The organism is Chryseobacterium paridis, assembly GCF_016595215.1.
Taxonomy (GTDB): Bacteria; Bacteroidota; Bacteroidia; order Flavobacteriales; family Weeksellaceae; genus Chryseobacterium; species Chryseobacterium paridis.
In genome coordinates, this window is the sequence record NZ_JAENHK010000010.1 from 2,538,302 (window position 1) to 2,551,121 (window position 12,820).

The following is a 12,820-nucleotide window of genomic DNA, read 5'->3' on the forward strand; positions in this document are numbered from 1 at the left end:
TCAAAAATTATTGCCTTTCATAAGTATCTTCTATATCAGTAACTTTCCCATACATGATATCACTATAAATAATGGAAAACCTGGTCTTTGAAATAATTTTAAATTCTTTACTTTCCTTCAGGTCTCCATCCATATATTGAATAGAGCTTCCTTTTATAGTAACCAGATTTCGCCTTGATGAGCTTTTTATTTCACAGTTTTCACCGCTTACAAAGTTTTTAGTGAAAAACATATTTTCTTTTTCTTTCTCAAATAACAAAATGTATTGTTTTGTACATTTTTTAAGTGGATATTCTTTATCTACTTCCCCATCTTTATATGTTTCCCGGACGAACCTCCATGTTCCCACAAAATAATCTTTCTCATTTTGTGAATCCTGAATTTTCACTGCTTGAGATTGTGACTGACAGTTTAAAACAGAGCTACAACATAGTATAAAAATTAATCTCTTCATTATTCCAATATCTTTGTTAAATAAAAAAGCCCTTTAAAAAAGGGCTTTCAATACTATTAGTTATTTACGAATTTCTTCGATTCTTTTTTATCAGAGTAATTGATAATATATACTCCTTTTGGTAATGTTTGGTTGATTTGAACTTCATTAGTTTTAGAAGTCCCTTTTTGCAATACTTTACCACTCATGTCAAAAATCTGGTAATCTCCAAATACAGCATTTTTTCCTCCGATTAACTGAAGTTTATTATCTGCTTTTGTATAAACGATTTTAGTATCAGAGCTTTCTTTTACTTCAGATGTCCCCAATGCACTTACGATTCTTACTGCATAATCTTCCATTTGCCCATACTGTACTTGAGAACAAGCTGTAAAATCAGGAAGGTTTGTAGAAGAATAAGTTGCAGCATCTACCCCAACTCTCATTCTCAGATAAACATTCTTTACCGCATTAGCTGGTACAGTAATATTATTGGTAACTGTTATTGAAGCCCCTGATTGTAAAGGATTAGCAGATGTATTATTAACCACTAGTTCAGAATCTTCAAAAGAACCATTGTTATTATAATCTATCCAAACTTTTGTCTTGAATTTTTCAGCCTGACCAAATCCATTTAAATAAGTTACTTTCAATGGAGTACTTGTCGTAGAAGAAAGGTCCGTGTAGTAAGCTGGTCTTATACATGTAGCTGTAGAATAATCAGCATAATATATAGGATTTGCTTCATCAGAATCATAACCATTACTCATACTATTTATATCTGCAAAGCTAACTTTGTAAGGTCCAATTGCAAAATTATTATTTGTAGGATGTGCTGTACCCGCTGGATTACATTGTGCTGCAACTACTGTTACAGGTGAAGGAATAACAACTGATGGATCTTTACCTGCATTCGAATTAAGTAAATTCTTTCTATATTCCATCATCAATAAAACAGCACGGTCTCTTTGCCCAGCAGTAAACTTGCGATTAGTATTTGTATAATTCATAATGTTATACTGCACTCCCTGGTAATTTTGATTAGTACAAGGGTTGATCTCAGAATTCGAAGGAGCTGGGAACTGATAATAAGCAGCACCAGATTTTTCTGTATCACAAATTCTGTCATCATCTATTGTACAATCACCTGATGATGCAGGACAATATCCTGGATCACCACTATGAATTGTATAATCAGCGTTTCCAAAAGTATGATACAATCCAAAAGCATGTCCTAGCTCATGAGTCAACGTAGTGTCATTCTGATTTTTCACAGTTGCTACCTTCATGAAACTTTCATAGTCATAGTCATAAGAATTCGGGAACTTTGCATACCCCATCAATCCATAAGACAATTGTTGTTGACCATCGAAACCAATAACAACATAAATATTAAAGTATGAGTTTTCCGGCCAGTGATGTGCCAATTCATTTTTAATTTGGTAATCAGCTACTCCGTTATTGCTCTGCATTTTTACACCTCTTGTGTCATAAGAAGGAAGAGTACTTCCATTATATCTTATAATACCAGTCGTTGGTTCGCAGGTCGGTGATCTTTTTGCCAGTACAAGTTTAAAAGGCATTACATTTCCGCCATCTGGTCCTGTACCTTCTGCATAGAAACCATTTCCGTAGGTTGTTGCATACATTTTATTAGCTCTGTCAAGCCAGTTAATAATCTCCTGGTCAGTAAGATGCAGGTTAGCATTAGCAGTAGCCTGGGATTCAATAACGTGTACTACAACAGGAATTTCGTAAACCTGACCCGTATAAAGGCCATTCCAAGCAGTCGTTGCACCCGACTTATTAAGGAAAGATTGCTTATTCATAGTCGCTAATTTAGCTTCCATTTCTTCCCTATTTTTTTTCAATTGAGGGTTTTTTGCATCCATTTGTGACATGATTTGGTCAAAACCACAAATATTTTGCACATTCTGAGAAAATACATTAACGCCAAGCATCAATGCAAAACATAGAACAATTCTCTTCATATTACACTATTTTTTTAATTTATTCGATGCAAAACTATCACTTATTTTAAAAATTCAATAAATAAAATTCAATATTCTTTAAGAAATTTATTATGTTAATCTTAAAAATCAATAAACCACTGATATACAATGATATAATCAAAAACATCAATTATACTTGGTAAAACATAATACTATCTTTAGCATTGGTATGATTTTTAGTATTACTTTTGTATAAATTTTCAATAATGAAAAATCAACAACAAACTATAAATCAGACGAATCATAAAATAAATTGGTTCCAGAAGTTTCTCATGGTATGCTCCGGAGGAAACATTCATATTCTAAGAAAGACACCAAGTGAATGGAACAAGTTTTCAGGTATTGGCGGTATTGTTTTATTCACTGCTGTTTTTGCTACACTCTCAGCTGGTTATGCCATGTATACCGTATTTGATAATATATGGATATCCGTAGGTTTTGGAGTTTTATGGGGATTAATGATTTTTAATCTGGATCGTTATATCGTTTCTTCTATAAAAAAAACAGGAATATGGTGGAATCAGATTTTAATGGCCATTCCACGTCTTGTTCTCGCTACTTTTTTAGGAATCATTATCTCAAAACCTTTAGAGCTTAAGATTTTTGAAAAGGAGGTTAACAAACAATTGAACACCATTATTCAGCGAAATAAAAAGCAGCTTCAAGGTGAAATGACAGGAAGGATCCTTCAGCAAAGCGGACCATTTGAAACTGAGAAAAAACAAATTTCAGAGAAGACTGCTCAATATCAAAAATCATATGATTCTGCTTCTGTAGAATTAGAAAAAGAGATCTTAGGAAAACAATCCGGTTTAACAAGTGGAAAAGTAGGTTTCGGATCAAATGCCAAAAGAAAACAAGAGCTTAAGGAGCAAAGAAGACAAGACTTAGAAAATTATCAAAAACAAACAGCTCCAAGACTTGAATATTTGGATAAAGAAATTTCAAAAGTATATACCAATCTTGAAACCGAAAGAAAATCAACTGATACATTTGAAGATAAATTTAATGGCTTTGCCGCTAGATTACAAGCACTAGACGAGTTAGGGAAAAACTCAGCAATTATTGGCTTGGCAGCAGCCTTCATTATGGGACTTTTTATTTGTCTGGAGATATCCCCAGTATTGGTTAAGTTAATTTCTCATGTAGGCCCCTATGATCACCTCTTAGAAAAAACAGAAAATGATTTCCGACTCTATTCAAAGGAAAAGATTGAAAAAGGGAATGCACTTACGGATTATAGGATTGATGATTTTAAGGATAATCTAAATAAATAGAATTCAAATAAATAAAAACAAATACCTTTCACTGTAGTGAAAGGTATTTGTTTTTTACAAATTACAAGATGTCGCATTTATACTATGTTCCATAACAAAGCAATATATAATTTTATGGTTATAAAAGTTTAAAACCATGAAAAAATATTTCTGTTTGATTAATTATTAACACCTAAGTTTTACTCGTCTTATTTATTATAATGATAGCCATGAACACTTTCAAATAAAATAACCATTCATTGGTAAGATACTTACTCTTTTTTTATTTATAAAAAACTAAAATCATTAAGCTATGAAAAACAAATCTAAGATGTTCATAATAGGAACATCATTATTAATCACATTTTCTTGTAATCAAGAGGATAATTTTATTGGAGAAAATTCATTTACACAAAAGTCATCATTACTTATCTCCAAGAATGGAGATCCTTACATTTCAGGAAATCCCTTTGACTACGTAGGGGCTAGTCATAATGAATTTCTTGATCAACATTTAAGTCTTCATCCAGAACTTCCAGGGATAGGATTGAGTGAAGTTATTAATCTGTCTGTTGAATTCTCCCTTCAAAACAATTTCAATGCCCATGACTACATTACTACTCAAGAAATTGCAGGACTCTTAAACACTAATATTGACCAACCATTTGATAATGTGATCAATCAACTTGCACAAGATGGAAAAATATCTAATGTAGTTTATAATAAATTATTAATTCTTGGAAATGTATTTAAGCAAGCTACTGAGACTAAAGATTTAGACATTCTTCTTCAAAAAATTGAGAACTTGGAAAAAAACTACTTAGAATTAAATTTAAATGAAATTGATAAAACTGTACTTTTATCAATCATATCTGTTGCGAGAAACAGCACTAATTATTGGAATAATGCTTATAAAGCAATTTTACAAGCATCATTAAATAATAATTTACCAAAGTGGGCTAACTCAACACTAACTATAATATCTGTAATATCTGCAGGAACTATAGGGGCAGCAAAAGGCGCAGGGACAGGAGCCATTATAGGAGGGACAAATACTTCAGCTACAATTCCCGGTCTTGCTATTGTTTTTGCAACAAGTACATCTGGATATGTTGCTTTCAACAACCCCGTTTAGAAGAGGTTTTAAAAAGTATCAATAAATAATAGAATATCTCCGGAAAGAATTATCTCTAGAGATATTCTATTGCATATATATATCAAAATAAATTCTCTTTTTAGAATTGCGGCATATTCTATATATTATTTCGAATTGCCGACTCTGTTGTAAGAGTTTAATTTATTGTCACTCTCCTTGTAATATTGACATTACTTTAGTGTCATATAATTTAATCTGATTAATTACACTAGGGTTATATCCAGAAAATAGTTTAAAATCGTGAATAAGATGCATTTGGTCATAATATCCAGATTCATAGGCAATATTGATCCAGCTTAACTCTGGTTTATGCTCTTTAAGCCCATACGCATATCCAAAACGCGTTAACTTTGAAAAAAGTTTTGGAGAAATTCCCAAACTTTCTTTACACCTTCTTTCAAATTGTCTCGTACTTAATCCAGATATGGAGGCTAGTCTATTTACCTGTATATTTCCCTTATCTTGGACACATCTCTCAATAGACCAATCAAATAAAGAAAATTCTTTCATAAACCACGTTCGTTTAAGAAGAAAATTCTCTATAATTTCTAATATTTCACTATTACTTTTTGCTTCTTTAAGCTTATCCTCAACTTCTTTAGTCTCTTTTCCAAAAATCTGATGCATGTCAATATTTTCTTTCGTTAATAAATTGACCGGTATTCCTGTCAAACGCTGAAAACCACCCGCCTTAAAAGTAACTCCAACTGTACGTCTTTTATTCCCAAAATTTATAACATCATTAATCAATCTAGGCCCTACAACATAGCAGAAAGGAAAAGAAAGGTAATGATCATTTTGTTTTAGCAAAAGAGGATTATCATTTAATGTAAAGAAAATACTAGTTGTGGCCGTCCATGGATAACAGTACTCAGTTTTTAAGTCTGATTCAAATAAATTAACATCAATAATTACTATTGACTGTACAACTGTCCTTAATGCCTTATGGATTGGTAAAAATGTGAACGGATTCATATTTCATTTATCAATTGGTCTTAAAAAGATATAAAATGTAACAATTATAAATATTCCCCACGCTGGTGTGAGCGTGACGCTTGTATCTGAATTAAGTTAATCAACCATCTATAAATGATTAAATAGATTTGAAAGTAGCTTTGTAATTGAACTGTAAAAATGAAAAATATAGTAGTGTAAGAAAATACCATAATGAAGGTCTGGAGGTTTTGGAAATAGATTTAAATTTGCAAGGTATAAATCGGCACCGAGCGTGACGCTCGCGCCGACGAGGGATATTCAACTTTAGGTGTTTCTTATGACTTATCAAAAACTGCTTTTGGAACTTCATTTTCGAGAACAAATACTAAGTTTTTTAACCATAAAAAATAATTAGAATATGACAACAAGGAATAGAAATCTACTAATAATTCTAATTATTATTGCCGTAGCAATTTTATATAATTTCATTTTCTCCTCTAAAAATGGTAATAATGGAAGCCTTTTAGAGGAAATGAGAGATAGAGAAATAAAATCAATTATTAGTAAAAAATATATTAATAAACACAATCATAATATTCCATTTTTGGTTTATGGAGGAAAAGACAGTATTATAGTTTATCGGGATTGGTGGGATAAAGTTTCAGTTGGTGATTCGATTATAAAACCAAAAAATTCTTTGGAATTGACTATAAAGAATTCTAATAAACTTGAGAGTTTAAATTATAAAGATAAATTTGGTTTAGAATAGAAAAACTAATTTTTCTGCTGGTGCGAGCGTCACGCTCGTGTCCGAATAAATTAGATTGACAAGTTATAGACAGATCCGAGATAATATATTATCTCGGATCTCTATTTTAAAGCACCATTCCAATATTTCTATATATCCTAAAAATCATAATCCAACAGTTTTCTATATTCTTAAATAGGAATATTTTTTGTATCTATCCTACCATGCCTTCCTCAGTTGTACATAGTTATGAATACTTTCCGGAGACTGAAATATTACGAATCGTATATCAGTCAGGAGCTGTTTATGACTACCTAAAGGTATCACAGCATATTGTTGATCAGTTTAAAGCATTTCAGTCTAAAGGAACATTTCTTAACAAGGTGATCAAGAAGAAATTTAAATACATCAAAATTAAATAGCATCCATCAACTATTTTAACAATAATTTAAGTCAGCAGGCGCTATGAATTGATTTCTTATTCCTAATTTTAGTTTTTCATTCAAATCCTTTTAACCAATCTCAACAATATGATACTAGAACAAGGAACCCCAGCCCCTGACTTTGAACTTCATGCCACTCCAGACCAGAAATTAAAACGATCTGATTTTTTAGGAAAGAACCTGATTTTGGTTTTTTATCCCGCAGACTGGAGTCCGGTTTGTGGCGATCAGGTGAGTTTATATAATGAAATGCTTTCTATTTTTCATAAATACAATGCAGATATGTTAGGTATTTCTGTGGACAGCGCCTGGTGTCATGACGCTTTTATGGAGAATCGGAAACTGCATTTCCCCTTATTGGCTGATTTTAATCCTAAAGGTCAAGTTTCAAAAGCCTATGGAGTATACAATGAAGAAAACGGGACTTCAAAACGGGCTTTATTCGTGATTGATTCTGAAGGAATTATTCAATGGAGCTATTTATCTCCCGATGGAATTAATCCCGGAGCTGACGGGATCATCGATGCATTAGAAAATTTAAAACAAAAATAATACTTATGTCTACTTTAAGAATCCCTATTGGTCCTAACGATCATGTTCAGGGAAATCCAGATACCGCGAGAATAGTTTTAGTTGAATACGGCGATTATCAATGTCCTTATTGTGGACATGCTTTTCCTTTGGTAAGAAAATTCGTTCAGGAAAATAGTGATGATGTAGCTTTTGTGTTCAGGAATTTTCCGTTAACGGATGCTCATGAGTATGCAATGGCAGCAGCAACAGTTGCTGAAGCCGCAGGAAAGCAAGGAAAGTTCTGGGAAATGCATGACCTCATCTATGATAATCAGAATATATTGAATGAAGCTTTGCTCAATGAATGTGTAAAAGTTCTGAAACTAGATGTCAATAAAATAGAAAACGAAATTAATACGGCAGAACTTCAAGGTAAAATTGAAGCTGATTTTGAAGGAGGTGTACGCAGTGGTGTGAATGGAACTCCATCGTTTTTCGTGAATGGACAGAAATGGGAAGACTATGATGGAACATATGATTCATTCATTGACCTGCTTTCTTAGTTGAATACTTATTTTGGAAGTCACGATGTCCTTTTGAATAGGTTTTGGACGAAATCGTATTGAGAAAACTTTGCCTGATTAGATCTCGATACATTTTTCTTCTGAATTATGTTCGCAGGACTACATCCTGTATTTCGGAAAACACTGATCTGGCAACGGACATTATTAAATTAGATTAAAAACTACTAAAATTTATTCTTTTATTCATATCATTAAATAATTTGTACTTTTAAAAAAAAAGATAAACAAGTTTTAGAAAAAAAAGATAAATTTGAGTAGTTGTACAAATTCAAAACAATTAATCATTATGAAAAATTTAAACAAAATTTCAAGAGAAAGCTTGAAAAGTATTAAAGGAGGATTTAAAATGTGTAATGCTGAATTGCCAAACTTTGGTTGTGGTACTTCAGATGTTTTTTGCTGTGGGCCTGGAGGTTGCAGAAGAATATCAGATCTCCCACCAGGATCGTGTGTTGCTCAATAATTGACCATACTATCAACATTATTGTATAAAAGATAAAAAAGGCTACCTCAATATTGAGGTAGCCTTTTTCTATCTTTTAATTTATTATTACAAAGAATAATTCGGAGCTTCCTGTGTGATGATCACATCATGAGGGTGCGATTCTTTCAATCCGCTTCCTGTGATCATTACCATTTTGGTCTCTTTTTGTAAAGCTTCAATATCTTTTGCTCCACAGTATCCCATTCCAGCTCTTAGTCCACCTGTCAATTGGAAAATAACATCTTCTAGCTTTCCTTTATGTGGAACTCTTCCTTCAATTCCTTCCGGAACGAATTTTTTAGCTTCACTCTGGAAATATCTTTCTTTACCTCCTCTCTTCATTGCGGAAAGACTTCCCATTCCCTGATATGATTTGAATTTTCTTCCCTGGAAGATAATTTCTTCTCCTGGTGCTTCATCAGTTCCTGCTAAAAGAGAACCAAGCATCACTGCTCCTGCTCCACTTGCAATAGCTTTTACAATATCTCCGGAAAGTTTAATTCCACCATCCGCAATTACTGCAACATTTTTAGATTTAGCAAATTCGTAAACGTTATAGATAGCAGATAACTGAGGAACTCCAACTCCGGCAACTACTCTTGTTGTACAGATTGAACCTGGCCCAACACCAACTTTAAGAACATTTGCTCCTGCTTTAATCAGATCTTCAGCTGCTTCAGCAGTTACAATATTTCCACCAACGATATCCAAATCCGGATATGCTTTTCTGATTTCTGAAATTTTATCCAGAACTCCTTTAGAATGTCCATGAGCAGAATCGATAGCTACAATATCAACACCAGCTTGTACTAATGCTGCAATTCTATCCATCGTATCTTCACCAACTCCAACACCAGCACCTACAATAAGACGGCCTTTCTGATCTTTATTAGAATTCGGATACTCTAACTGATTGTCTATATCTTTAATCGTAATCAATCCAACTAATTTATTGTCTTTATCTACGATTGGAAGTTTTTCAACACGATTTTTAAGAAGGATTTCTTTTGCCTTTTCAAGGTTCGTATTTTTATCGGAAGTGATCAGATTATCTTTGGTCATGATCTCTTCAACTTTCATATCAAGGTTTTCCTGATATTTTACATCTCTGTTGGTAATGATTCCTATTAAAACATTATTCGGATCTACTACTGGCAAACCGGAAATTTTATATTTAGACATCATTTCTTTAGCCTGAGCTAAAGTGTGATCTTTTGAAAGAGTAACAGGATCAGAGATCATTCCGTTTTCAGAACGCTTTACACGGTTTACCTGTGCTGCCTGTTCTGCAATTGTCATATTTTTATGAATGAAACCCAGGCCACCCACTCTTGCTAATGCAATAGCCAGATCCCCTTCAGTAACTGTGTCCATCGCAGCAGATACTATCGGAACATTCAAGGTAATTTTATCGGTAAGTCTTGATTTTAATGATACCTGGTTAGGTAAAACTTCTGAATAAGAAGGTACTAGAAGAACGTCATCGAAAGTGATGGCTGTCTCTACAATTTTGTTATGAATAGACATCTTTACTTTCTTTGCAAAATTAGGCTATTTTGCCGAGATATGAAAATCCTTTTTGATAGTTTAAATAAAAATTAATAATCAATAAGTTAAATCAAAAAACCGCTCTTAATTAAAAGCGGTTTTGCACAAAATAAAATGAGTATATGAACTGAATATGATATATTTTTTTTATTTAGCTGTAGATTGTCCCTTTTCATCTACACTTTCTATGTGGGTCTGGTTATTTTTATCTACGTAGATCTTAAGGCGTATGCGCCCTTTATCATCCCGTATAAAAAGTCCCACATCTCCATTGGCTGTTTTCCCTGCAAAAAAACGTTCGTTACCAAGTTTACCTTCTTCTTTTAGTTTTGCAAAAGCTCTCTTTGTAGCAGCAGGATCATTCAGCTTTTGCAAAGAATCATCGAATTTCAAAACTTTTTCCAGTGTGAAATCATCTGGTCTGTCCCACAATTTTAAACCATACGCTCGTTTCTTATCTACTCCCGTACCTTCACTATATTGCAGCTGCATGATCTGATCTGTTTTTCTTTGATCTACAGAGTAGACCATTCCTGAGCCCTTTTCATCAGAGTCATAGATCAAACCTCCGCATTCATCTCCCAATGAATTAAAGAAGATTAAACCAGCTTCTCTTTCTCTTGCTTTAAGTGGCTTATTATTAAGCAGGCCGGGGTGTTGCCGTTGTTTATTGCTAATAACCATTTTCAGGGTTCCATCTTTTTCAACAATATTGATTCTTTCAACATCAATTTCCCCAAACCGCTGATGGTCATTATTGTTTTTAAAAGCTAGTAAAAAAAGAAGAACAAATGCAACTGTAAGTGAAGCAGCATATATCTTAAGCATGCGTACTTCTCTGATTAATTTTTCCATGATAATAATTTATTTTATAAAAATAAATTATTTATCTGAAGCTGAATTAATGAATTTTGAAATATCATCAGGAGTAAAACTCCCCTTTACATCTACAAATACCAATTCTTTATTGGACTGTACTGTTAAGAGCATATTTTTAATAGTCTCTCCGGATTGCTTTACCCGAACATTTACGTTATCTCCATCATGTTTTATAGTTGCCCAATCTTCATAGTTGTTATTGTTTAGATAGGCTGCATAATCAGATAACATCGCCGGGTCTCCATTCTCTACGGTCAGCACTTTTATCTTTGAGATTTTCTTCACAAGAACAGCAACTTCTTCATTATCTCCATCTTCTCTCAATGCCTTTCTTATAAATGGTTTTGCCAAAAACATAGGAACATTGATGCTTTCAAATTTTGCTCCTTTAAAATCATACTTGGAGTCTGAAAAAAAAGCCATATTAGGACGATGGGAAACAATACAGGACTGAAGAAGAACTATTACACAACTGGCAAGGAAAATGGTTTTTAAGTTTTTCATGGTAATTAGATTTAGTTCATAGGTTTCAGACTTCCTCCTGATGTTTTACTGATTTTAGAATCAATCTGAGGATTTCCTTTGTACTTCACTGAACCTCCGGATGATGCTTTTACTTTAAGCTTATCCGTTACATTTACGGTAAGACTTGCTCCTGATGTGGATTCTGCTTCCAGCTCACCTAATTTTAAGTTTTCTGCTTTACATGATGCTCCACTACTTATATCAACGACTCCGGAAGTGGCCTGGCCTTCAAGTATGGTATCTGAACCACTGGAAGCTTTTACAACGATAGAAGACGTGTTAACACTTACTTTAATACTCGCCCCTGAGGTTGAACTTACATCAGTAGTATTGGAAACATTAAATTTCCCTTTGATAGTAGCACCTGATGAAGCGTCAACATCCATACTGTTTTCTTTTACCGGATTCACCGCTGTAAAGTTAGCTCCTGAAGAGGCTTTGATGCTGCTCATTCTTGGAGAGGAAACGTTTACACTTAAGTTTTTAAATCTCAAATTTCTCTCCCCTTTATTGTCAACATATACTTTTAAAATGCCGTTTTCCACTTTGGTAATTACGTATTGAAGTTTATCAGCGTCTGCTATCACTTTTACGCTTGTTGGGCTTTCCTGTTTGTAGACAAGGTTCACTCCTGTACTGACTTGAATTCCTGAAAACTCTCCAACATTTCTGGCTTCACCATTAAGGTATGAAGTACTGTTCTCAGAAGTCATACTGCTTCGTGTGGTATTGGTAATTGTGCTTGTTTTTGTTTCACTGGATTTAATGATCTTATTAAGGTCATCCATTGAAAGTTTCCCGTCAAGCTTTACTAAAACATTACCCCCATCTCCGCTGTCAATACTTAACAATACGTCATCCAATACGCCATCTTTAGCTCCAGAGGAAAGAAATTTTATTTTGTTATCCTTACTATTCACGCTCATCACTTCGCTATAGTTCAGACGACCTAGATAAGCAGAAATATCTTTATTAATCTGAGAAAGGCTATTCTGTAATTTTCTATCTCCCGGAGAATTGGCATTTTCAGGATTTTCTGTAATCAAGATTTTTAATCCATTGATCTTTGACAGCAATGGTTTGATCTGATCCAGCTGAGAGTCGTCGATATTCAGACTGCTAAGCATTCCAAACATGGGCTTTGCAATTTTAATAGAAGTTACACCTTCTACCTGCTGATATTTTTCAAAAAGTTTATCGAATTTGTCTTCTTGCCCGTATGCAGTAAAGAAATGGGAAAAAGCAAGTGCGAATATTATCAATATTTTTTTCATGAGTCAATTTTTAATTTTAATCTGATTAT

At 33.4% G+C, this 12,820-nt stretch carries 14 protein-coding genes; 7 read left to right on the forward strand and 7 right to left on the reverse strand.

Annotation, left to right across the window (positions count from 1 at the left end; genetic code table 11):
- Window positions 1-7 precede the first annotated feature (7 nt).
- Window positions 8-454: a hypothetical protein gene (locus JHL15_RS20925; RefSeq protein WP_200249045.1), complete on the reverse strand. Its 447-nt coding sequence runs from the start codon at window positions 452-454 to the stop codon at window positions 8-10.
- Between the two features lie 56 nt (window positions 455-510).
- On the reverse strand, window positions 511-2,424 hold the full coding sequence (locus tag JHL15_RS20930; protein ID WP_200249048.1) for a zinc-dependent metalloprotease: 1,914 nt from the start codon (window positions 2,422-2,424) through the stop codon (window positions 511-513).
- Between the two features lie 227 nt (window positions 2,425-2,651).
- Between JHL15_RS20930 and JHL15_RS20935 the strand changes: the two genes are divergently transcribed.
- Window positions 2,652-3,722, forward strand: a complete 1,071-nt coding sequence (locus tag JHL15_RS20935) for a DUF4407 domain-containing protein (RefSeq protein WP_200249051.1) — start codon at window positions 2,652-2,654, stop codon at window positions 3,720-3,722.
- A gap of 292 nt (window positions 3,723-4,014) precedes the next feature.
- Window positions 4,015-4,836, forward strand: a complete 822-nt coding sequence (locus tag JHL15_RS20940) for a hypothetical protein (RefSeq protein WP_200249054.1) — start codon at window positions 4,015-4,017, stop codon at window positions 4,834-4,836.
- A gap of 168 nt (window positions 4,837-5,004) precedes the next feature.
- Here the strand turns inward: JHL15_RS20940 and JHL15_RS20945 are convergent, their stop codons facing one another.
- The gene (locus tag JHL15_RS20945) at window positions 5,005-5,832 is read right to left on the reverse strand and encodes a helix-turn-helix domain-containing protein (protein ID WP_200249055.1); all 828 of its coding nucleotides are present in this window, start codon (window positions 5,830-5,832) and stop codon (window positions 5,005-5,007) included.
- Window positions 5,833-6,211: 379 nt separating this feature from the next.
- On the opposite strand from JHL15_RS20945, the gene JHL15_RS20950 reads away from it, so the two are divergent.
- From JHL15_RS20950 to JHL15_RS20970, 5 genes are all read left to right on the forward strand, one after another.
- On the forward strand, window positions 6,212-6,562 hold the full coding sequence (locus tag JHL15_RS20950) for a hypothetical protein (protein ID WP_200249057.1): 351 nt from the start codon (window positions 6,212-6,214) through the stop codon (window positions 6,560-6,562).
- A gap of 203 nt (window positions 6,563-6,765) precedes the next feature.
- The gene (locus tag JHL15_RS20955) at window positions 6,766-6,963 is read left to right on the forward strand and encodes a KTSC domain-containing protein (protein WP_200249058.1); all 198 of its coding nucleotides are present in this window, start codon (window positions 6,766-6,768) and stop codon (window positions 6,961-6,963) included.
- Window positions 6,964-7,071: 108 nt separating this feature from the next.
- Window positions 7,072-7,536, forward strand: coding sequence for a redoxin domain-containing protein (locus JHL15_RS20960; protein ID WP_200249061.1), 465 nt, complete (start codon window positions 7,072-7,074; stop codon window positions 7,534-7,536).
- Between the two features lie 5 nt (window positions 7,537-7,541).
- On the forward strand, window positions 7,542-8,060 hold the full coding sequence (locus JHL15_RS20965) for a DsbA family protein (RefSeq protein WP_200249063.1): 519 nt from the start codon (window positions 7,542-7,544) through the stop codon (window positions 8,058-8,060).
- Between the two features lie 307 nt (window positions 8,061-8,367).
- On the forward strand, window positions 8,368-8,544 hold the full coding sequence (locus tag JHL15_RS20970) for a bacteriocin-like protein (protein ID WP_200249065.1): 177 nt from the start codon (window positions 8,368-8,370) through the stop codon (window positions 8,542-8,544).
- 87 nt (window positions 8,545-8,631) lie between these two features.
- Here JHL15_RS20970 and guaB read toward each other — a convergent pair whose 3' ends face one another.
- From guaB to JHL15_RS20990, 4 genes are all read right to left on the reverse strand, one after another.
- Window positions 8,632-10,092 carry an IMP dehydrogenase gene (gene guaB / locus JHL15_RS20975; protein ID WP_200249066.1) on the reverse strand — a complete coding sequence of 487 codons (1,461 nt, stop codon included), beginning with the start codon at window positions 10,090-10,092 and terminating at the stop codon, window positions 8,632-8,634.
- A 168-nt stretch (window positions 10,093-10,260) separates the two neighbouring features.
- Window positions 10,261-10,968 carry a hypothetical protein gene (locus JHL15_RS20980; RefSeq protein WP_200249069.1) on the reverse strand — a complete coding sequence of 236 codons (708 nt, stop codon included), beginning with the start codon at window positions 10,966-10,968 and terminating at the stop codon, window positions 10,261-10,263.
- Window positions 10,969-10,995: 27 nt separating this feature from the next.
- On the reverse strand, window positions 10,996-11,496 hold the full coding sequence (locus JHL15_RS20985; RefSeq protein WP_200249071.1) for a DUF4252 domain-containing protein: 501 nt from the start codon (window positions 11,494-11,496) through the stop codon (window positions 10,996-10,998).
- 11 nt (window positions 11,497-11,507) lie between these two features.
- Window positions 11,508-12,791, reverse strand: coding sequence for a DUF4252 domain-containing protein (locus JHL15_RS20990; protein ID WP_200249073.1), 1,284 nt, complete (start codon window positions 12,789-12,791; stop codon window positions 11,508-11,510).
- Window positions 12,792-12,820 lie beyond the last annotated feature (29 nt).

Coding starts and splice junctions, on each gene's coding strand:
- JHL15_RS20935 (WP_200249051.1), top strand. CDS start 2,652: ATGAAAAATCAACAACAAACTATAAATCAGACGAATCATAAAATAAAT.
- JHL15_RS20955 (WP_200249058.1), top strand. CDS start 6,766: ATGCCTTCCTCAGTTGTACATAGTTATGAATACTTTCCGGAGACTGAA.
- JHL15_RS20980 (WP_200249069.1), bottom strand. CDS start 10,968: ATGGAAAAATTAATCAGAGAAGTACGCATGCTTAAGATATATGCTGCT.
- JHL15_RS20945 (WP_200249055.1), bottom strand. CDS start 5,832: ATGAATCCGTTCACATTTTTACCAATCCATAAGGCATTAAGGACAGTT.
- JHL15_RS20985 (WP_200249071.1), bottom strand. CDS start 11,496: ATGAAAAACTTAAAAACCATTTTCCTTGCCAGTTGTGTAATAGTTCTT.
- JHL15_RS20925 (WP_200249045.1), bottom strand. CDS start 454: ATGAAGAGATTAATTTTTATACTATGTTGTAGCTCTGTTTTAAACTGT.
- JHL15_RS20965 (WP_200249063.1), top strand. CDS start 7,542: ATGTCTACTTTAAGAATCCCTATTGGTCCTAACGATCATGTTCAGGGA.
- JHL15_RS20960 (WP_200249061.1), top strand. CDS start 7,072: ATGATACTAGAACAAGGAACCCCAGCCCCTGACTTTGAACTTCATGCC.
- JHL15_RS20990 (WP_200249073.1), bottom strand. CDS start 12,791: ATGAAAAAAATATTGATAATATTCGCACTTGCTTTTTCCCATTTCTTT.
- JHL15_RS20970 (WP_200249065.1), top strand. CDS start 8,368: ATGAAAAATTTAAACAAAATTTCAAGAGAAAGCTTGAAAAGTATTAAA.
- guaB (WP_200249066.1), bottom strand. CDS start 10,092: ATGTCTATTCATAACAAAATTGTAGAGACAGCCATCACTTTCGATGAC.
- JHL15_RS20940 (WP_200249054.1), top strand. CDS start 4,015: ATGAAAAACAAATCTAAGATGTTCATAATAGGAACATCATTATTAATC.
- JHL15_RS20950 (WP_200249057.1), top strand. CDS start 6,212: ATGACAACAAGGAATAGAAATCTACTAATAATTCTAATTATTATTGCC.
- JHL15_RS20930 (WP_200249048.1), bottom strand. CDS start 2,424: ATGAAGAGAATTGTTCTATGTTTTGCATTGATGCTTGGCGTTAATGTA.